19 protein-coding genes are annotated in these 20,141 nt (G+C 66.7%); 4 read left to right on the top strand and 15 right to left on the bottom strand.

Features of this window, described 5'->3' with window-relative positions; translation table 11 throughout:
- Positions 1-85: 85 nt before the first annotated feature.
- Together AC5RVN_RS02990 and AC5RVN_RS02985 are read right to left on the bottom strand one after the other, a co-directional pair.
- Positions 86-3,157: an AAA family ATPase gene (locus AC5RVN_RS02990; protein WP_494137043.1), complete on the bottom strand. Its 3,072-nt coding sequence runs from the start codon at positions 3,155-3,157 to the stop codon at positions 86-88.
- Positions 3,154-4,344, bottom strand: a complete 1,191-nt coding sequence (locus tag AC5RVN_RS02985; RefSeq protein ID WP_494137042.1) for an exonuclease SbcCD subunit D — start codon at positions 4,342-4,344, stop codon at positions 3,154-3,156. Before AC5RVN_RS02985 ends, AC5RVN_RS02990 begins: the two co-directional genes overlap by 4 nt.
- A 203-nt stretch (positions 4,345-4,547) precedes the next feature.
- Between AC5RVN_RS02985 and AC5RVN_RS02980 the strand changes: the two genes are divergently transcribed.
- A complete protein-coding gene (locus AC5RVN_RS02980; RefSeq protein ID WP_494106602.1) occupies positions 4,548-5,651 on the top strand; it encodes an ADP-ribosylglycohydrolase family protein in 1,104 nt (367 codons plus the stop codon).
- Between the two features lie 32 nt (positions 5,652-5,683).
- Here the strand turns inward: AC5RVN_RS02980 and AC5RVN_RS02975 are convergent, their stop codons facing one another.
- Positions 5,684-6,697, bottom strand: coding sequence for a 3'-5' exonuclease (locus AC5RVN_RS02975; protein WP_494106601.1), 1,014 nt, complete (start codon positions 6,695-6,697; stop codon positions 5,684-5,686).
- Between the two features lie 147 nt (positions 6,698-6,844).
- Between AC5RVN_RS02975 and AC5RVN_RS02970 the strand changes: the two genes are divergently transcribed.
- Positions 6,845-7,639 carry a DedA family protein gene (locus AC5RVN_RS02970; protein ID WP_494040152.1) on the top strand — a complete coding sequence of 265 codons (795 nt, stop codon included), beginning with the start codon at positions 6,845-6,847 and terminating at the stop codon, positions 7,637-7,639.
- A 101-nt stretch (positions 7,640-7,740) separates the two neighbouring features.
- Here the strand turns inward: AC5RVN_RS02970 and rdgB are convergent, their stop codons facing one another.
- From rdgB to clpS, 6 genes are all read right to left on the bottom strand, one after another.
- Complete coding sequence (rdgB, locus tag AC5RVN_RS02965) at positions 7,741-8,397, bottom strand: RdgB/HAM1 family non-canonical purine NTP pyrophosphatase (protein ID WP_494106600.1); 657 nt, start codon at positions 8,395-8,397, stop codon at positions 7,741-7,743.
- Positions 8,394-9,152, bottom strand: coding sequence for a ribonuclease PH (gene rph / locus AC5RVN_RS02960; protein ID WP_494040021.1), 759 nt, complete (start codon positions 9,150-9,152; stop codon positions 8,394-8,396). The genes rdgB and rph overlap by 4 nt, the downstream gene beginning before the upstream one ends.
- A gap of 75 nt (positions 9,153-9,227) precedes the next feature.
- Positions 9,228-10,025, bottom strand: coding sequence for an MBL fold metallo-hydrolase (locus tag AC5RVN_RS02955; protein ID WP_494137041.1), 798 nt, complete (start codon positions 10,023-10,025; stop codon positions 9,228-9,230).
- The gene (gene murI / locus AC5RVN_RS02950) at positions 10,022-11,038 is read right to left on the bottom strand and encodes a glutamate racemase (RefSeq protein WP_494040023.1); all 1,017 of its coding nucleotides are present in this window, start codon (positions 11,036-11,038) and stop codon (positions 10,022-10,024) included. The genes AC5RVN_RS02955 and murI overlap by 4 nt, the downstream gene beginning before the upstream one ends.
- Before the next feature lie 102 nt (positions 11,039-11,140).
- Entirely contained in the window at positions 11,141-11,707 is a 567-nt protein-coding gene (locus AC5RVN_RS02945) for a DUF2017 domain-containing protein (RefSeq protein ID WP_494040024.1), read from the bottom strand.
- Positions 11,700-12,083 (bottom strand): ATP-dependent Clp protease adapter ClpS, encoded by a 384-nt coding sequence (clpS, locus tag AC5RVN_RS02940; protein WP_494040025.1) that lies wholly within the window; start codon positions 12,081-12,083, stop codon positions 11,700-11,702. Before clpS ends, AC5RVN_RS02945 begins: the two co-directional genes overlap by 8 nt.
- A gap of 173 nt (positions 12,084-12,256) precedes the next feature.
- On the opposite strand from clpS, the gene AC5RVN_RS02935 reads away from it, so the two are divergent.
- Positions 12,257-13,585 carry a nicotinate phosphoribosyltransferase gene (locus AC5RVN_RS02935; protein ID WP_494137040.1) on the top strand — a complete coding sequence of 443 codons (1,329 nt, stop codon included), beginning with the start codon at positions 12,257-12,259 and terminating at the stop codon, positions 13,583-13,585.
- Positions 13,586-13,594: 9 nt separating this feature from the next.
- A complete protein-coding gene (locus tag AC5RVN_RS02930) occupies positions 13,595-14,233 on the top strand; it encodes an isochorismatase family protein (protein WP_494106439.1) in 639 nt (212 codons plus the stop codon).
- Positions 14,234-14,326: 93 nt separating this feature from the next.
- Here the strand turns inward: AC5RVN_RS02930 and AC5RVN_RS02925 are convergent, their stop codons facing one another.
- The 6 genes from AC5RVN_RS02925 to AC5RVN_RS02900 all read right to left on the bottom strand — a co-directional run bounded on the left by AC5RVN_RS02925 (position 14,327) and on the right by AC5RVN_RS02900 (position 20,138).
- A complete protein-coding gene (locus tag AC5RVN_RS02925) occupies positions 14,327-16,108 on the bottom strand; it encodes a DEAD/DEAH box helicase (protein WP_494040028.1) in 1,782 nt (593 codons plus the stop codon).
- Complete coding sequence (locus tag AC5RVN_RS02920; RefSeq protein WP_494040153.1) at positions 16,108-16,449, bottom strand: DUF3039 domain-containing protein; 342 nt, start codon at positions 16,447-16,449, stop codon at positions 16,108-16,110. Before AC5RVN_RS02920 ends, AC5RVN_RS02925 begins: the two co-directional genes overlap by 1 nt.
- Before the next feature lie 120 nt (positions 16,450-16,569).
- The gene (gene nagB, locus AC5RVN_RS02915; protein ID WP_494106438.1) at positions 16,570-17,352 is read right to left on the bottom strand and encodes a glucosamine-6-phosphate deaminase; all 783 of its coding nucleotides are present in this window, start codon (positions 17,350-17,352) and stop codon (positions 16,570-16,572) included.
- A 60-nt stretch (positions 17,353-17,412) separates the two neighbouring features.
- The gene (locus AC5RVN_RS02910; RefSeq protein WP_494106437.1) at positions 17,413-18,984 is read right to left on the bottom strand and encodes a transporter; all 1,572 of its coding nucleotides are present in this window, start codon (positions 18,982-18,984) and stop codon (positions 17,413-17,415) included.
- On the bottom strand, positions 18,966-19,760 hold the full coding sequence (locus AC5RVN_RS02905) for an ABC transporter ATP-binding protein (RefSeq protein WP_494106436.1): 795 nt from the start codon (positions 19,758-19,760) through the stop codon (positions 18,966-18,968). The genes AC5RVN_RS02910 and AC5RVN_RS02905 overlap by 19 nt, the downstream gene beginning before the upstream one ends.
- A gap of 90 nt (positions 19,761-19,850) precedes the next feature.
- Entirely contained in the window at positions 19,851-20,138 is a 288-nt protein-coding gene (locus AC5RVN_RS02900) for a DUF3253 domain-containing protein (RefSeq protein WP_494040032.1), read from the bottom strand.
- Positions 20,139-20,141: the final 3 nt, after the last annotated feature.

Here is a 20,141-nt window from a genome sequence, read left to right as displayed (position 1 = left end):
GGCTCGTTCAATCATGCGCATCGTCCCTCCTCCCGATGCGCCGAACCCGGTAACGGTTCAAGTATATCCGCCCCTCCCAGCCTCCCTAGGCCGGGACGTCGAGGGCGTCTGCTATCCGCAGGGTGGATCCGTTCCTGGTCTTCAACACCTGCAGCTGCGTTCCGATGCGCTGCTTCATCTCCCCGACATGGCTGACAAGCCCCACTACCCTGCCCCCGTCCCGCAGGCCCTCCAGGGCATCCATCACCTGCTCCAGGGATTGTTCATCCAGGCTGCCGAACCCCTCATCAACAAAAAGCGTTTCAATTTCGACCCCGCCCGCCTCCTGCTGGACGACGTCTGCGAGCCCGAGTGCCAGGGAGAGTGACGCCATAAATGATTCACCGCCGGACAAGGTGGAGGTGTCCCGGCGGTGCCCGGTCCACTGATCCACCACTTCAAGGCCGAGTCCGGACTTTGCACCGCGCGCCGCCTTCGCGTCGGTGTGCTGCAGGAGGTAGCGGCCGTCGCTCATGGCAACGAGCCGTTCAGAGGCCGCCAGGGCAACCTGCTCCAACCGCGCCGCCAGCACGTAGCTGTTCAGGCTCATCCGGTACGTGTTGTCCCCCCGGCCGGCTGCCGCATCGGCCAGGGCGGTGAGCATGCGTGCCCGCTCCGCCGGCCCCCGCGCTGAGCCGGACAGCTCCTCGTAGTCGGCACGGATGGAGCCGAGGGACTCAAGGCAGCGTCCCGCCAGCCCGGCTGCCAGGTCCGCGTCACGTGCTTCCTTGCGGGCAGCTGCGGCCCCGGCCTCCAAAACGGCGAGTTGCTGCTTGTCCGGTACAAGTCCGGCAGCCGCTTCCTCGAGGGCGAGCACAACGTCCTCGGATGCGAACAGTTCCGCCACCCTTGCTGCTTCATCCTGCGCAGAGCGCATCTCGGCCTCCACGGCAGCAGCTTCACTGCCGGTCAGCAGATGTTCCCGGGCCTCGTCAGCGGTGGCAAACCCGGCGTCCGGCAACGCCTGCTCCAACTGTTCCAGCGCCTCAGCGGCCTGGGCTTTGGCGCTGACGAACCCCGCCTGGGCGTCGACGGCTTTGCCGAGCATACCGGCGGCGTTTTCCAGGGCACGCAACCGGTGGGCAAGGCTGCGGTGGCCTGCCCTCAGCCCGGCCAAGGCCTCGTCGAGCAGCGACGACTGTTCAGCCGTGTCCTGTAGTGAAGTCGCGATCTGGGCCAATTCCGCCTCGGTGCCCGCCCGCGAGGACTGGGCAGCTGCAATGCCCGCTTCGAGTGCTTCAAGCCGCAACCGGGCCGCGGCCAGCTCCCCGACCGCCTGTTCGGAGTCGGCGGCAGCCCGTCGCGCTTCTTCGGCTGTGCCCGCTGCCTCTTCCCGGGGAGTTTCCCCGCCTTGGCCTGCGAGGACGGCTACCAGCTGGTTTGCCTCGGCCAGCCTGTGGCCGGCTGAGGCGTACGCGGCTTCAGCGGCTTCATACAGCTGGTGGGCTGCTTCCTCATCCTGGGCAAGCCGGGAGCCGCCGCCATCCACGGGCGCCGGCATGGGGTGGTGAGGGCTTCCGCACACCGGGCACTGTTCCCCCTCCACCAGCTTGGCCGCGAGTTCGGAGGCGGCGTTCGCCAGCCGCTTTTCCCTGACGTCAAGCCAGCGCCGTTTGGTCTCCAGCTGGTCCTCCCGGGCAGCATCGTGTGCAAGGACCGCCGCGTTCCGGGAGGACGCTGCCGCAGCGTACTGCCGGACCACGTCGAGCAGTTCCTCGGCCGCCGTTGCTTCCTTCGCACGCAGGGCCGCCGCTCCCGCACACACCTCCAAGGGCCCCAGGCTGTCGGTGAGGCATGACCGTTCACTGAGGAGGCTCTCCACCCGGCCGGCCAGCGCGGCAACAGCCCCAGTGAGGTCCTCCTGTTTGGCCATCAGCTGCTTGTGCCTGGAGCGGAGCGCTTTAAGACGGTCCTCGTCTGGAATTCTCGCTTCCACCACCGCGAGCAGGGACCGGATCCGGTTCAGTTCGTCCGCGGCGCCGGGGAATGTGTCCGGCTCGGCCAGATCCGGCCCCTTGGCTGCCGCGGAGCCGAAGTCCAGCTGGGCAAGTTCGGGGTCTTCCTCGGCGGCGAGGCGAAGCAAAGTAGATGCCGATTCCAGTGCGGCGGCGGCGCGCCTGACCTTGACGGCACCGGCGTCGACATTGCGCAGCTGTCCGGCCAGTACCTCCGCCTGGCGGTGCCGGCCAAGCCGGCTAATTACCTCTTCCAGCCTCGGCAGCGCTTCCTGCACGCCGGCCTGCCGTGTGGTTGCTTCCGCCAGCCTGCGGTGCCGGTCCCGGCGGGCGGTCTCCGCTTCAACGCAGTTGTCACGCTCGCGGCTGACCGAGTCCGCAGCCTTGGCCTGGTGCGTCAATTCGCGCACGCGTTCGGCCGCAGCCTCCTCCAGCCAGGCGAGCCGTGCAGCACTGTTGTCAGGGGCCGGGCCTTCGTCTGCCAGGTGCAGGGTTGCCGCTTCCGACTCTGCCCGGGCCGCCAACAGCTCAAGCTGGCCGGACAGGACCGAGACATCTTCTTTCGCTGCCTGCGCCTGGCGGGACAGCTCCTGCTCGACTGCTTCGAACCGCTGGGTGCCAAAGAGTTTCTGCAGCAGCTCGAGCCGGTCTGTGGCCTTTGACCGCAGGAACGCTGCGAAGTCCCCCTGGGGCAGCATCACCACGCGGGTAAATTGTTCACGGTCCATTCCCAGCAGGGCGAGTATCTCCGCGCCTGCCTCGTCATTGCGGGCTGACTTTTCAATCCACGCCCCGTCCACGCGCTCCCGCAGGAGGGTCTTTGCCTGCTGCGTGGTGAACCCGTTCCTGCCCCTGGCGCTGGGCTTCTCCCAGGCGGGCGAACGCGTGACCTCGTACCGACGGCCCTGCGCGGAGAACTCACAGCTGACGGCAGGTTCGTGGCCCGGCTCGGCGTGGTCGCTGCGCAGGCGTTTGCCGTCCTGGCGCGCTCCCGGTACCGAACCGTACAAGGCGTAACAGATGGCGTCCAGCACACTTGTTTTGCCCGCACCGGTGGGGCCGTTGAGCAGGAAAAGGCCATGGGCGCTGAGCGCGTCGAAATCGATGTCCTCGGTGCCGGCAAAGGGGCCGAATGCCGAAATACTGAGGTGGTGGATCCTCATCGGGAGGCCTCCTGGAGGCGTACGTTTTCCAGTACTCCTGCGAGCGCGGCTTTCTCTGCCTCGTCCGGGGTGCGGCCGCGGACGTGCTCGAGGAAACCGCAGCACACGGCAAGGTCATCGGGCGCTTCGGCAAGCCTGCTGCTGTAGGTTGTTGCGGAGGCGGGAGCTCCGCCCTCGGGATCAAACCCCAGCACCAGAGTGTCCGGGAAGCGCGAACGAAGGCGGTCCATGGCACGGGCGGGACGTTGCGCATCTGTCAGGGTGACCTGGCAGTAGGCGCTTTCAGCCCACGCGTGTTCGGGCGACTCGAGCAGGTCAGCCAGGGAGCCGCGCAGTACGGCCAGGGTCCGCGGGGCATCCCACAGGACTTCCTCAACACCGGCCAGCCCTTCCGGCCCCATGTCTACCAGCCAGGCGCCTTTTCGATGGGAGGCCTCGGAGAAGGAGTAGGCCAGCGGCGATCCCGAATACCTGACCTGGGGAGAAAGAGCCTGCCGCCCGTGAAGGTGGCCCAGGGCGGTGTAGCTGAAGCCGTCAAAGAGGTCCAGGGGAACCGCGCCCACACCGCCGATGCTGAGATCGCGTTCGCTGTCCGAGCTGATCCCACCGCTGGCAAAGGTGTGGGCGAGGACCACAGAGTGGACTGTTGCCGACTCTGAACGGCGCGCGATGTCCTGCCGGATCAGTTCCGTTGCCGCGCGGGTAACTTCAAAGTGGCTGGCAGCCTGGGCGCCGAGCTGTTCGGCCACGAGCCGCGGCTCGAGCCAGGGTATGCCGTAGATTGCCACGACGGCTTCACCCGTAGAGGTTCCCCCGCCAGCGGTTGCGCCTGCAGGGAGCAGCAGGGGCTGGTCCAGGCTCTCCAGCCTGGTCCGCAGGTGCACTCCGCCCCGCTCCAGCAACCGGGAGGCGAACCCCAGCCTGATGGCTGAGTCATGGTTGCCGCTGGTGAGCACCACCTGGGCTCCTGCCGCCGTCAGCCTTACCAGGGCGTCGTCCAGCAGGTGGACCACATCCACCCCCGGAAGGGCGCGGTCGTAGACGTCCCCGGCGATAAGCACAACATCCACGGCTTTCCGGGTGACGGTGTCCACCAGCTGGTCAACAAAGGCGCGCTGAGCATCCAGCATGCCGACGCCGTGGAAGGACCGGCCCAGATGCCAATCCGATGTGTGAAGTAGCCTCATGTTTCTAAGCTATCGGCTGCCACTGACACTTCCGGACACACCGCAGCTGCCACCATCACCGGCGTTTGTCCGGCTGCAGTGCGTCGTGAGGGGCCGGGACAGGCGGGCACATGGTGGGACCTTAGGGTAGACGGATTGCGGTGCGCTTTCGGCTGCCCGCAGCTGCGGAAGGCAGCCGCGGCGCACCACGGTAAATTTACTGCATGAGCATCGAGCCGGACACATCCAAGCCCTCCCTGAAGTCCCGCATCCACGGCTGCCTCCTGGGTGGTGCACTGGGGGATTCCCTGGGCTACGCCGTGGAGTTCGACTCGATTGATCAGATCCGCGACCGCTTTGGCGCTTCCGGCCTGACCGGTTTTGATGCCATCGCAGCGAGCAGCCACTTTTCGGACGACACGCAGATGACGCTGTATACCGTTGACGGCCTGGTGGAGGCTCTGGAGTGGGCGAACTCCGGAGTGGGCGCGGACGTTAACGCCTGCCTGTGGCTGGCGTACCTGCGGTGGCTTGCAACGCAGGGGGAAGCAGCTCCGGCATCGGCCCCCGTGCCCCAGCCCCGGTGGATCGACGAACAGCCGGTGCTGCACCAGCGGCGGCATCCGGGCAAGGCGTGCATTTCCGGCCTGGCAACGGGCGAAATGGGCACCTCGGTCCGGCCCGTCAACCCGCAATCGAAGGGTTGCGGGACAGTGATGCGGTCCGCCCCGTTCGGGCTGATCCCGCACATAACGGCCGACGCCGTCTACAAGCTGAGTTCCGACGCCGCCTCCCTGACGCACGGCCACCCGTCAGCGCGCCAGAGCGCAGGAACCTTCAGCCTGCTCATCCACCACCTCGTCGCCGGTGACGGGCTGCGGGAAGCGGCGGCAGCAGCAGCGGCGCATGCCGCCGGGTTCGAGGGCGTGTCCCCGGAGCTCCCTGACAGGCTGGAGGGCGCTCTCCGGCTGGCCGGCAAGGGAATCGTGCCGCCGGAGGAACTGGCCCAGGCACTTGGCGGGGGTTGGGTGGCGGAGGAGGCATTCGCCGTCGCGCTTTACGCCGTCCTTGCCACCTTCCCCGACGGCGGCGGGCAGGCCCCCGGCGCAACGGCCGCGGACCCGGCGCAGCACTTCCGCGATGCAATCGCCCTGGCGGTGAACCACAGCGGCGACAGCGACTCCACCGGCTCGCTGGCCGGGAACATCCTCGGCGCCTTTTACGGCGAGGAGTGCCTGCCCGCCGAATGGCTGGAGGCCCTGGAGGCGCCGGAAGTGATCCGTGGCATGGCGGACCTGCTCGTAAAGGTCACCACCGGCGAAGGCTGACATTCCCAGCGGTTCCGCCGACTTCCACGCATTCAGGCGCTGACCGGCGCTGCCGCGAAGCTGCCCACCATCTGCAGGAATTCCCCCTCGGAGAGGACCTCGATGGCCTGGCCGCGGTCATGGAGCTCAAGTACGCGCCGTGCCTTGCCGGTGAGCCTGCCGGAGCGAAGGTCCGAAGCCACGAAACCGTCCCCCACCACCAGGACCGTGGTGCGGCCGGTAACGCGGCTTTCGGGCCGGGCACCCAGCTCGGCGGACCGGACCTTCGCTTCGGGCCGGCCCATGGAAAGCTGTCCGGTGAAAACGACTGTCTGCCCGTAGAGCGGATGACCGGGATGGGCGTCGGGATTGGGGTCCGGGTTCGCCCCCTCCTCCGGCCAGCCCGTCTGGAACGGCCGGAGCAGCGCCGCTCCGCTGCCGGCTGCACTGGCGAGCGCGGCCAGGCTGGGCTTTGACAACCCGTCCCGTGCGGGGTCGAAGGCTTCCTGGCGGGGCATCACCAGCCCCAGGGAAAGATAGAGCTCAGCGATGCTGTTGGCTCCGTTGCGGCCGGCGATGTCGATCAGGATGCCTGCGCAGGCCCGGGCATCTTCGGCGGCGTCGTGGTGGTTGACCAGCGGCACGCCGGCTTCCTCGGCCGCGAACGGCAGCGAGTTTGACACCAGCGAGTAGCACCGCCGGGACAGCATCACGGTGCAGACGTAGTCGTAGCCCGGGCCGGCGAGGCCGGAGACTTCAAGGCCGGAACGGATGACCCCAAGGTCGAAGGCTGCATTGTGGGCGGCCAGGATGTCATCGCCGATGAAGGCGCCGATCTCGGGGAAGAGCTCGCCAAAGCGCGGCATTCCCGCCACGTCACGAGCCGTAATGCCGTGGATGCGGACGTTGTGGTAATCAAAGTGGTCGTAACTGGCAGGCGGGCGCATCAGCCACGAGGCTTCCTCAACGATCCGTCCGCCCCGGACCTTGGTCAGTCCTACGGCGCAGGGCGAGCCCCGGAACCCGTTCGCAGTCTCGAAGTCGATCGCCGTAAAGTCCAAACCCACGCGCCAACCTTACCTCCGGAGACCGTCCTTCCCTTGTCAGCTTCGCGGCCCTGTCATGGAGATCACCAGCAGGGCCTTCCTGGAGGGTCCTCCAGCGGCTGGTGCCGGAAGCGCGTCAAGTACCCTTGGAAGGTGAACTTTCCTGTGATGAACGACTTCGCTGTGTCCATGCTGGGAGGTGCGGGACCGGTGCAGCCACAGCTGGCATCCTTCCTGCCCGACTGGCTGAACCCCCAGGTCTTCCTGGCTGATCCTGCCCTGGCACCCTGGGTGGTCCTGCTTGTGTGCGGCATCGTCTTCGCGGAAACCGGGCTTCTGGTGGGCTTCTTCCTGCCGGGCGACTCCATGCTCTTCACCGCAGGCCTGCTGGTGGCTACCGACACCATCAAGTTCAATGTGTGGCTTTTCGCGCTGCTGATCATTGTGGCCGCCATCATCGGCAACCAGACCGGCTACCTGATTGGTTCCAAAGCCGGGCCGGCCATCTTCAATAAGCCCAATTCCCGCCTTTTCAAGCGTGAGAACGTTGAAAACGCCCATGCCTTCTTCGAAAAGCACGGCGGCAAAGCGCTGATCCTGGCGCGCTTCGTTCCCATCATCCGGACCTTCGTTCCCGTCATTGTCGGGGTCGCCCAGATGAACAAGAAGAAGTTCTTCCTCTTCAATGTGATTGGCGCAGTGCTTTGGGGCGGCGGCGTGACGCTGCTGGGTTACCTGCTGGGCGACCGTATCCCCTGGGTCCGCGACAACCTGGACATAATCTTCATCGCCATCGTCCTTGTGTCGGTCCTGCCCATCGGCATCGAGGTACTCCGCGGCCTGTCGGCGAAACGCCAGGCGAAGGCTTACGGCACGGACCCGGTGGACGAGTTCATCGAAGAGCATGCTCCTGAAAACGAGCATAAAACGCCCCGCAATGTCCAGGGCAGCCGCTCCGAGTAGCCTGCAGCGCCGCCGGCCCTGCCGGCTGCGGGCCTTTCCCTTCGGTTAAACAGCTGTGCTCCCCGTTCCGGCGGGGAGCACAGCTGTTTAACCAGTTTGGGTTACCGGCTGGCGTTTTGGAGCGCGTCGACCACGGCCGGCAGCAGCGCACGGAAGGCCTTGCCCCGGTGGCTGATCGCGTTTTTCTCATCAGCTGGCAACTCCGCGCAGCTGCGGTTCTCCCCTGCCGGCTGCAGCACCGGGTCGTAGCCGAACCCGCCCCCGCCCCGGGGTTCACGCAGCAGGACACCCTCAAGCTGGCCGTATTCCACCACCTCGCGCCCGTGGCCGGCGGCCGAACCGGGAACAGCAAGGGCAGCGGCGCAGACAAAGGCAGCACCCCGGTGGGCGTCCGGCACGTCGGCGAGCTGGTTGAGCAGGAGCCGCAGGTTCGCGTCGTCGTCGCCGTGCCTGCCGGCCCACCGTGCCGAGAAGATTCCGGGAGCCCCGCCCATTACGTCCACAGCGAGGCCGGAGTCATCGGCGATGGCCACAAGGCCCGTCGCATCGGCGACAGCGCGCGCTTTCAGCAGCGAATTCTCGGCGAAGGTCACACCCGTTTCGACGACGTCGGGGGCGCCTGCTGCCGCCGCGTCCACCACCTGGGTATCGACGTCGAGCCCCGGCACTTGCCCGCGCAGCAGTTCGCGCAGCTCGCGGAGTTTGCCTTTGTTGTGGGTGGCAAGCACCAGGCGCGGCGCAGCGGGCACCGCGCTCACAGGGTGTCTGCCAGGGTTTCGCGCTGGATGGCGGCGAGCTGGGTGGTTCCCAGCAGGGCCAGGTCCAGGAGCTGGTCAAGTTCGGTGCGGTCGAAGGGCGCTCCTTCGGCGGTGCCCTGCACTTCCACAAACTTGCCGGAGCCTGTGACCACCACGTTCATGTCGGTCTCCGCCCGCACGTCCTCAACGTAGGGCAGGTCCAGCATCGGAACGCCGTCGATGATGCCCACCGACACAGCCGCGATGGTGTCGATAAGGGGCTGGGCGTTCCTGGCGATCAGTTTGTTGTCGCGGGCGAACCTGATGGAGTCGGCGAGGGCAACGTAGGCGCCGGTGATGGCAGCGGTCCGGGTTCCGCCATCAGCCTGGAGAACGTCGCAGTCCAGCACGATGGTGTTCTCGCCCAGGGCCTTGGTATCGATGATGGACCGCAGGGAACGGCCGATGAGCCGGGAGATCTCGTGGGTCCGGCCGCCGATTTTGCCCTTGACCGATTCGCGGTCGGAGCGGGTGTTCGTGGCGCGGGGCAGCATGGCGTATTCGGCGGTGACCCAGCCGCGGCCCTCCCCCTTGAGCCAGCGCGGCACTCCGGCCGTCAATGACGCGGTGCACAGGACCCTGGTGTTGCCGAACTCGATCAGGGCCGATCCTTCGGCCTGGTTGGACCATCCGCGGGTGATGCTGATGGGCCGGAGCTGGTCCGGGGCGCGGCCGTCGGCGCGCACGATGGGCACTGCAGTTGCTTCAGAAGTCATGCCTTTAGCTTATCCACTGCCGGCAGCAGCGGGAGTCCGGTGCCACGGCCTGCCACGGCATGCACGGGGAAGCCTTTAGATGGTGTAGTGCACCCCGGCCACAGCCACGGCGACGTCGCCGCCGAACACCGGGCGGGCCTCGGCCATGACAGTGCTCGGTGACGTCCATACCGGAATATGGGTCAGCAGGAGCCGCCTCGCCCCGGCAGCGGCAGCAGCCTCTCCTGCACGTTTGCCGGTCAGGTGCACATCCTTGATGCCGTCGTCCCGGCCTTCCTCAAAGGCGGCTTCGCAGAGGAAAAGGTCAGAATCCTTGGCCGCCTCCTCGAGCCCGGCGCAGGAGTCCGTATCACCGGAGTAGGTCAAAGTCCGGGAAATGTTGTTGCCGTCCTTGTCCGGCTCCACCACTTCCACGCGGAGGGCGTAGCACTCCTCGATGGGGTGGTTTACTGCGAAGGGGGTCACGGTGAACGGGCCCACGGTCACGGCTTCCCGGTCGGCCCAGTTGGAGAAGTCGAACTCCTCGTGCATCCCCGGGTCCAGCTCCAGCCCGTAGGCGGTCGCCATCCGGTCTGCCGTGGCGGCCGGTCCCCACACCGGAATCCGGCCGCGGCCCCAGCCGCCGGGCTTCCACCGGACGGCAACGTGCAGGCCGCACAGGTCCATGCAGTGGTCCGGATGGAGGTGGGTGAGGAAGATTGCGTCGATATCCTCAAGGTCGGTGTACCGCTGGATGGCGCCCAGGGCACCGCTGCCCAGGTCCATGACCACCTTCCAGGTCCGCTCGCCGTCGTTCGCCGTCAGGAGGTAGCACGACGCCGGTGAACCGGGGCCGGGAAAGGACCCCGTGCAGCCTACGATGGTGAGCTTCACTGGCCGGAACCCCCCATGACGGAACTGCCCACGAAGTTGGAGATCCGGCGTCGGCTTCCGGCGCTTTGGGCCGCAGCGATCATCTCGGGCGTGATGCGGGCAAGGCTGCCTGTGGGGTACTGCGCGGCCACATGGTCGACGTGCCGGACCGAGAGCACTTCGGGCCCCAGGAACCTGCGGGCCAGGGCCTCGAACTGATGGGCGTCGCCGGTTGCCACAAAGTGGTGTTCCGGAGGTATATCGCCGGTCCGCTGGAGGTTGTGGGTGGCCAGGGCGCGGTAAACGTCCTTGGCGGTTTCCTCGGCACTGGACACCAGGGTCACGTCCGCTCCCATGACGTAGGAGATGACGCCGGTGAGCAGCGGGTAGTGGGTGCAGCCCAGGACTACGGTGTCCACGCCGGCAGCCTTGAGCGGTGCCAGGTATTCCTCCGCGACGGCCAGCAGGGCCGGGCCGGTGGTGATGCCGGCCTCCACGTAGCTGACGAACTCGGGGCAGGCCACGGAGGTGATGTTTAGGTCCGGCGCGGCCGCGAAGGTGTCCTCGTAGGCACGGGAACCGACGGTGGCTGAGGTGCCGATCACGCCCACCCTGCCGCTCCGTGTTGCGGCAACGGCGCGGCGCACAGCAGGCTGGATGACTTCGATGACGGGAATGCCGTACTTGGCGGTGTACCGCTCCCGGGCGTCGCGCAGCACAGCGGCCGACGCTGAGTTGCAGGCTATGGTGAGCAGCTTGACACCGGAGTCCACCAGTTCGTCCATCACGCCCAGGGCGTTGGCCCGGACTTCCGCGATGGGCAGGGGGCCGTAGGGGCCGTGCGCCGTGTCCCCCACATACAAGATGGACTCGTTGGGAAGCTGGTCGATGATGGACCGCGCCACCGTCAGGCCGCCTACGCCGGAGTCGAAAACGCCGATGGGCCGTGATTCCACGGCGGCAGCCGGGAGGTCACCGGCTTCGGACACCGCTGCGGCTTGAGTTGACGGGTCCGTGCTCGAGGCTCTTGTCATGATTATTCGAGGATAGGTCTTCCCTGCAGCGTCAGGCACCATCTTGTGGCCTGCGACTCATGTCTAATTTGTCACAGCGCCGGGACCGGGGCGCCCCGCGGGTCAACGGCGGGTTTCCATGGACTGCAGCATGGCCTGGACCAGTGACTCCTGCAGCCAGGTGGCGAAGTTGTAGACCAGGGCCAGGTAGCTCTCAACGTCCTCGGCCTGGGACCAGTCCTGCATCAGGTGGACGTGCTCGGCGTCCTCCTCGTCCTGGATGTCCAGCCGCTCTGCCAAAACAAGCCGGACGTCGTTCAAGGCCATCGACCAGTGGCGGGCACCGTCAGCGGTCAGCACGATCTCGTCTTTATCCAAGTCAAGCGCCGCGGCCCGGAGCGCGCCGATCTTTGTTTCCCGCAGCGACCGCTCGGTGAGCTGGCGGAACTCAAGGGACGCGCCGTCGTCGTCCTTCATCACGTTGGGCAGGAGCCGCTTCACCGCCCGGTCGGTGGGGACCGCAACCTCCATGTCGAGGCCGATCAGGGCAGCCAGTGGATCCTGGCCCTTCCGCTCCTCGGGCTGAAGCATGGAGATGACGTCGTTGATGAGGCTGCGCAGCAGTTCACGTTCGGCCGGCTCCAAATAGCCAGTGATGCCTTTGAATCCGTACTTGAATGCCTTAGCCACGTTTCCCCTTGCCCTGGCCCGGCCCGCCGGACTTTCCCGAATTGCCGCCCGGCCCGCCGCTGGCCTTCTCCACCGTTGCCCACAGCCCGAAGCCGTGCATGGCGACCGCATGGCGCTCCACCTGCTCCTTGCTGCCGGAGGCAACAATGGAACGCCCCTTTTTGTGGACCTCCATCATGAGCTTGTTCGCTTTGCTTTCGGAGTAGCCGAAGTAGCTTTGGAACACGTAGCTGACATAGCTCATCAGATTGACGGGGTCATTCCAGATCACCAGGTTCCAGGGGATGTCCGGTGCGGCAAGGAAGTCTGTTGACTCCGCGGTGCCGGTCCGGGTGCCCTCCTGGGTATCAGGGCCGAGCGCAACGCTTAAGGTCATCTGTCCATTCTATGGGGAGGACGCGCCCACGCCGGCGGATGAGCCCACGCAGGCGAGGGACCCGCGGCGAAGCGAAGCAAGACGTGGGAGCCGGCGGGTGGGCCCACGCAGGCGAGGGACCCGCGGCGAAGCGAAGCAAGACGTGGGAGCCGGCGGGGACTAGAGTGACTTTCGTGAGCACCTCTGCCGGCTGGAACCATCCCCGCACGTCCTTTTACACTGACCACTACGAGCTGACCATGCTGCAGGCATCGCTTCATTCCGGCGCCGCGCACCGCAAGTCCGTGTTCGAGGCCTTTGCCCGGCGGCTACCGGACGGCCGGCGTTACGGCATTGTGGCAGGTACCGGACGTCTCCTTGAGGGCATCGCAAATTTCCGCTTTGGCGAGGCCGAACTGGACTTCCTGGCCCGGACCAAGGTGGTCAACGAGGAGACGCTCGAGTACCTGGCGTCCTACCGTTTCTCCGGTGATATCTGGGGCTATCCGGAAGGGGAAGCGTACTTCCCGAACTCCCCCATCCTGATCGTCGAAGCCACCTTCGCCGAAGCGTGCATGCTGGAAACGTACCTGCTGTCCGTGCTCAACCACGACAGCGCCATCGCCTCCGCCGCATCCCGGATGGTCAGCGCCGCCGGCGGCCGTCCCTGTATCGAGATGGGCTCACGGCGCACCCACGAGGAAGCCGCCACCGCCTCCGCAAGGGCTGCCATCATTGCCGGCTTTGACAGCACGTCCAACCTGGAGGCGGGCATCCGCTACGGGATCAAGACCGTGGGCACTGCCGCGCACTCCTTCACCCTTCTGCATGACACCGAGCGTGATGCCTTTGAAGCCCAGCTTGCGTCCCTCGGTGATGCGACGTCCCTGCTCGTGGACACCTACGACGTCGAAGCGGCCGTGCGCACGGCGGTGGACCTTGCAGGTCCGCGGCTCGGGGCGGTCCGGCTGGATTCAGGAGACCTGGTGGCGCAGGCCCAATGGGTCCGCCAGCTCCTGGACAGCCTGGGAAACGAAAACACCAAGATTGTGGTCACTTCCGACCTGGACGAGTTCGCCATCGCCGCGCTCCAGTCAGCCCCCGTGGACTCCTACGGCGTGGGCACCTCCCTGGTCACCGGGTCCGGCGCCCCGACCGCCAGCATGGTGTACAAGCTGGTGAGCCGCACGGACGATGACGGCAACTTCGTCTCCGTTGCCAAGGCGGCCAAGAACAAGGCGAGTGTGGGCGGGCGCAAGTATGCGCTGCGGAAACTGAACGAACGGGGCATAGCCACGGCGGAGGTTGTGGGTGTGGGCGTCCGGCCGGAGGATGACGGGAATGACCGCCCGCTGCTGCAGCAGTTCATGAAAAACGGCGAACTGATGCCGGGCTGGACCGGCTCCGAAGGTGTGCTCCGGGCGCGCCGGCGGCACGCCGAATCCATGGCTGAACTTCCGGCCGTGGTCAACCGCCTTCAGCGCGGTGAAGCAGCCATCCCCACTATTTATGAAGACAACTGAGGAGGACTGATGTCCCGCGCCCTGATCATCGTTGATGTCCAGAACGATTTCTGCGAAGGGGGGTCGCTTGCCGTAGCCGGCGGCGCAGCGGTGGCAGGCGCCATCAGCGAATACGTCGATGCCCACCACACTGAGTTTGACCACATCGTGGCCACGCAGGACTGGCACATCAATCCCGGCGGCCACTTCTCAGAAACCCCGGACTTCATCGACAGCTGGCCGCCACACTGTGTGGCCGGAACCCGCGGCGCGGAGCTGCACCCCGACCTGGACACCGAGTACATCGACGCCTATTTCCAGAAGGGCCAGTTCGCTGCCGCGTACTCCGGCTTTGAGGGACTGCAGGCGCCGGAAGACGCCGTTCCCACCGGGGAACGGCAACCGGGGGCACTTCCCGGCGCCGGCGACGCTGACCGGTATGCCGCAGCCGAGGATGCCATCGGCCTGGACGACTGGCTGCAAAGCAACGACGTCGAGGACGTGGTGGTGGTGGGCATCGCCACCGACTACTGCGTCAAGGCGACGTCCCTTGACGCAGTCCAGGCGGGCTATTCGGTGACGGTCATCCGTTCCCTGACGGCGGGAATCGCGGAGGACCTTGAGGAAGCGATCACCGAAATGGAGCTGGGTGGCGTGGACGTCGCCTGAGCGCTTCTTCGCCGCGCAGGTACGCAGTGACTCGGGTGGCCCGGTGCTCAGCACCGGGCCACTTTCACTTCCACAGCACTTCTGCCGGCCCGCCTACTTGCGGCCGATAAACCAGTCCTGAAGCTTCCGCAGGCGGGACTGCAGCTGTTCCTCATTGGCCTGTGCAACCGGTGGACCGCCGCAAACAGTCCGCAGCTTGGTGTGGACCACGCCGTGGGGCGTCCCGGTACGGGCTGACCAGGCAGCGACGTTCTTGGCCAGTTCATTCCGCAGGTCCATCAGCATCCGGTGGTCCGGAACGGCCGGAGCCGCGGTTTCTGCCGCCGCGGGAGCACGCCGGCTCTTGCGGTTGAGCTGCTCATGCTGGCGCTGGCGAAGCAGCGTGCCCACCTGTTCGGCGTCCAGCAGCCCGGGAATCCCCAAAAAGTCCATCTCGTCATCAGACCCCACCTCACCGCCGGTGCCGAATTCGCCGCCGTCGAACAGGACACGGTCAAAGGACGCCTGCGAGTCCAGGGCCTCGAACTTGCCCTTCGCGAGGCTGTCCGAGGCCTTGTCCTCGCGGTTGGCTTCCGCCATCAGCGAGTCCTCGGGGTTGAAGAGGCCGTCCCCGTCCTCTTTCTCGGGGCGGTCAAGGGCGTGGTCGCGCTCGGCTTCCATGGAGTTGGCCAGGGCCATCAGCTGCGGCACGGACGGCAGGAAGACTGACGCCGTCTCACCCCGCTTGCGGGCACGCACAAAGCGGCCCACCGCCTGGGCGAAGAAGAGCGGGGTGGACGTTGACGTCGCATATACCCCCACGGACAAGCGGGGCACGTCAACGCCTTCGGACACCATCCGCACGGCAACCATCCAGCGCTTCTCGCTGGCCGTGAATTCCTCGATCTTGCTGGAGGCCTTGGCGTCGTCGGAAAGGATGACCGTGGGTGACTCCCCGGTGATGCGCTTCAGCTGTCCGGCATATGCCCGGGCATCCTCGTGGTCAGTGGCGATGACCAGCCCGCCGGCGTCGGGGACGGTGCGGCGCACCTCGCTGAGACGCTTGTCCGCCCCGGCAAGCACGGCAGGGATCCATTCGCCTGCCGGGTTCAGCGCCGTGCGCCATGCGTGCGAGGTGATGTCCTTGGTGACCGCAGCCTCGCCCAGGGATGCCGCCATCTCCTCTCCCGCGCTGGTCCGCCAGCGCATCTGCCCGGAGTAGGCCATGAACATCACCGGCCGGACCACGTGATCCCGCAGGGCGTTGCCATAGCCATAGGTGTAATCCGCCCTGGACCGGCGGATCCCGTCCCGGTCCTCGGCGTACTCCACGAAGGGGATGGGTGAGGTGTCCGAGCGGAACGGCGTACCGGTCAGGGAAAGCCGGCGCACCGCGGGATCGAACGCCTCGCGGAGGCCGTCGCCCCAGGACAGCGCCTCGCCGCCGTGGTGGATTTCGTCCAGGATCACCAACGTTCGTGCGGCCTCTGTTTTGGCCCGGTGCAGCATGGGCTTGCTGGCAACCTGCGCGTACGTAACAGCGACGCCTATAAATCCCCGGCCGTGCTGGCCGTCAGAGTTCTTGAAGTTGGGGTCGATGGCTATTCCCACCTTCGCCGCGGCATCTGCCCACTGGCGCTTGAGGTGGTCCGTGGGCGCAACGATGGTGACCCGGTTGACCGCGCCGGAGTCAATAAGGGTTGACGCGACCCGCAGCGCGAAGGTGGTTTTACCGGCGCCGGGCGTTGCCACGGCCAGGAAGTCCCGGGGGCTTGTCCTCAGGTAGAGGTCCAGGGCTTCCTGCTGCCAGGCACGGAGTTTCGGGGCGGTTCCCCAGGCTGCGCGTTCCGGATAAGCCGGAGGCAGGGTGGGGCCGCCAAAAAGCGTCTCCGTCACTACTTGTTGTTGCCTGAGTCCCCTCCGGGACCCTTGCCGCCGTCGTTGCCCGGGCGGAGGCCGTCATAGACCTCTTTGCACATCGGGCACACCGGGAACTTCTGCGGGTCCCGGCCGGGCGTCCAGACTTTACCGCACAGGGCGATGACGGGTTCGCCTGTCAGCGCGGACTCCATGATCTTTTCCTTGCGCACGTAGTGCGAAAAGCGCTCCCGGTCTCCGGGTTCCACTTCCTGGCGCAGTTCCTCGCGCTCAATGGTGGCCGTGGACGTTCCAGTCCCGGAAAGCTCGCGCATCGGGTCGTTTTCGAGAGGGTCCGTCATGCTAGTCATGCCACCCATCTTAGCCTTTCCCTCAACGGGAAGTTCGACGGCGGCGCCTCCCCCGTCGGGGGAAACGGCACCCCGCTGCCTGCCGTCGTCGTACTTTTTCCCTGCCTGCCCACGGTTGTTGCCAGCCATTCAGATGCCCTGCCAGGCGGGCTTGTTGTCGTAGGTGTGCCGGTAAAAGTCGGCCAGTTTCAGCGCTGAGGCCGCTGCCTCGTCCAGCAGGACGGTGGCGTGGGGATGGAATTGCAGCACTGACGCAGGGCAGATGGCGGACACCGGCCCTTCAACAAAATCGCGGACCGCCTGCGCCTTTTGCGCTCCGGTTGCCAGGAGGATCACATGGCGGGCATCCATGATCGTTCCCAGGCCCTGCGTCAGGACGTGGTGCGGGACCTCGGCCAGGCTGCCGAAAAACCGGGCGTTGTCCCGGCGTGTCTGTTCAATCAGGCTCTTGATCCGGGTCCGGGATGTGAAGGAGGAACCTGGCTCGTTGAAGCCGATGTGGCCGTCGGTGCCGACGCCGAGGAGTTGCAGGTCGATGCCGCCGGCAGCGGCGATTGACTCCTCGTAGGCACGGCAGGCCCCGGGAATGTCCGCGGCAGTCCCGTCCGGGCCGTGGACATTTTCCGGAGCGATGTTGACGCGGTCCGTAAATTCCCGCCGGATGACCTCGCGGTAGGACTCGCGGTGGCCGGCCGGCAGGCCCACGTACTCGTCCAGTGCAAAGCCGGAGGCTCCGCTGAAGTCCAGGCCGTCACGCTCGTGGCGGGTGGCGAGCTCATCGTAGACCGGCAGCGGCGACGATCCGGTAGCAAGCCCCAGGACTGTGTCCGGCTTGCGCCGCAGGAGCTCCCCGATCGCCTCCGCGGCGAGCTTTGCAATCTGTTTGCTGCCGTTGAGGATGACTACTTCCATGCTGTTCCCTTCGGGGCCGTGTCAACTTCGTTGCCTGTCAACTGCTCCATCATGCACTCCTCAGCGGTTCACTGTTACCTGGGCCAGCAGCTCGGGGCCACGGGCGTCCAGCCATCTTCCGCCGAGCCGGACCCCCACCACCAACAGGCCCGCGCCCAGCATGGGCCCGACGGCAAGGTTCAGCCAGCCGAACAAGCTGTTGCCAGTGAGCAGTTGTGCGGCCAGGAGGGCGGCCTCGGGCAGCACCAGGACCATCAGGACGCCCAGCCCGGCGAACTGCACGGCGAGGGTCTGGCCCACGTTTCCAGGGGGCTTCTTGAAGGGGCTGTCGCCGGGCAGCGGAACCGCCACCGTGTACCGGGCCGAGACCACGGAGGACAATCCCAGTCCCGTAAAAAGGATCCCCAGACTCAGTCCCAGCTGGCCAGGCAACAGGCCCCAATCGCCGGTGAAGGCAGGGTAACCGGCGGCGAACAGCAGGACCACCGGCAGTGCGAAGGCCAGGCACGCCAGGGCCCGTCCCAGCCTGTCGTCCACGCCGCGGACCCCGCAGGCCAGGTGCAGGGCAAAAGCGGTGTTGTCGTAGGAGACATCAGCGGAGATGGACCAGGCGAGGATGAAGGCTGTCATCGGGGCCAGGAGCGCCAAAGTGCCGAAATCGCCGGTTTGGCTGCCCTGGAACACGAGCACCACCGGAAGGAGCGGGATCACGATGAGGGAGCCGGAGTAGCGGGGGTCCCGGATCCAGTAAGTGAGCGCCCTGGCCATGACCGCGCCGGCAGGAACAGCGGGCAGGACGCCGAGCAGCCCCAGTTTGCCGCCCGTCCGCTTGCCGCCGCCGGAGTAGGGCGGGGTGACAAGTGCCCGCTCCAGCAGCAGCTTCCAGCACCACCCCAAGCCGGCGAGCACCGCGATGGAAATGACCAGCTTCAAGGCCGCTGCGCCTGGCGCGCCGGCCGCGACGTCGCCGGCAAGGGCCCATGGGGCGCCCAGCGGAGTCCACGACAACACCCGGGCGACGTCCGGAAGGAATTCGCTTGAGGCAGTGATGCCGCGTCCTGCTCCCGCCAGGATCGGACCCAGGAGGACCAGCGGCACCATAAATGCGACCGCGCTGACGTCCTTGAAACGGCGCGACGACGCGAGGCCCGCCGTTCCCGTGGTCACCACTTTGGACAGCACGATGCAGGTCAGCACGCCGAGCGCTGCCCCCACCAGGGCTGCGAGCGCGGGCAGCACGCCCCGGGACCAGGTCACCACCGTGGACAGTGCCACCAAAGCTGTTGCCAGGCCCGGAATGCCGATCAGACCGCCCAGCGCCAGCCCCGCCAGCATCTGTTTCATCGGAACGGCGAACGTGGTGAAGCGGGCCGGGTCCAGCGTCAGGTCGATAGCCGACGCCACCACCGGAATAATGCCCCAGCCCAGGACCGCCGCCGAGCCGCCGAGAACCACGGCGGTGTACACCAGCTCGTGTTCGGCCCCGCGCAGCAGGACCAGCACCACCACCAGCGTGGCCACGATGCCCAGGGCATAGAGCCCGGCGAAGGCCATGCCGACCAGCTGCCAGGGGCTGCGGCGAAGTCCGTTGCGCAGCAGCGTGAGTTTGAGCCTTAGAAGGTGCGCAACCATTCCAGCCCCTCCGTGTGGCTGCGCCCGCCCACCAGCTGCACGAACCGGTCTTCCAGGGGCACTCCCCCGCGCACCTCGTCCACAGTCCCCGCAGCCAACAGCCTGCCGCCGGCTACCACTGCGACGTGGTCGCACATGCGCTGTACCAGGTCCATCACATGGCTTGAGACGATCACCGTGCCGCCGGAGGCCACGTAGCTGTCCAGGATTGATCGGATGTTGGCTGCGGACACCGGGTCAACGGCTTCGAACGGCTCGTCAAGCACCAACAGCCTGGGCGCGTGGATCAAGGCAGACGCCAGGGCGATTTTTTTGGTCATTCCCGCCGAGTAGTCAACCACCAGTGTGCCGGCGTCCTGCGCCAGGTCCAGGGCAGCAAGCAATTCGCCCACGCGGCTGGCCACCACCTCCTTGTCCATGCCGCGCAGCAGCCCGGCATAGGTGATGAGCTGTTCGCCGGTCAGGCGGTCAAAGAGCCGCACCCCGTCCGGCAGGATCCCCATCATCCGCTTGGCCTCCAGCGGCCGGGCCCAGACGTCCACGCCATGAACCACGGCGGTGCCGAAGTCCGGGCGCAGCAGCCCCGTGGCCATTGACAGGGTGGTGGTCTTGCCCGCGCCGTTGGGGCCGACGATTCCGAAAAAGGACCCTGCAGGGACGTCCAGGCTGATGCCGTCCACCGCGATCTTTTGCCCGAACCGCTTAACCAGCCCCCGGATGGACAGTGCGGCTGCGGGACCGGCCGGCGGAGCCGGGTGACGTTGCTGGTCAGTCATGATGCCAGACTAGTCCCCGCGGCGGGGAAGCCGGGTCCCCCTGCAGGAACAGCGGAAAAAGCGCAGGACCCCCGGCCGGGCGGCCTGTTGCTACCGAGCCTTGCGGATCCGGATGGGTCCTTTGGCCGTGGCGGGATCAACCACCGAACCGCCCTGGGTGATCACCACCTCGCCGGCATCAACCAGCCGCCGGGCGGCCCTGCGGGCAGGCTCCATGAGGTCGCGCCAATTCTCATCGCCAACAGCCCGGGCTGCGTCCGAAGGGCAGATGGTGGAGGTTGCAGCCCTGGCGGCAAGCAGTTCCAGGATGGTGTTTTCCAGCTGCCGGTTGATGCCGTCGCCAGGGTCCTGCCCCTTGCCGTCCTGCCCTTTCGTCATGAC

It is taken from the genome of Arthrobacter sp. sptzw32, from assembly GCF_059089735.1.
Note: the sequence above shows the minus strand (reverse complement) of the source record. Positions and strands in the feature narration are given on the sequence as shown.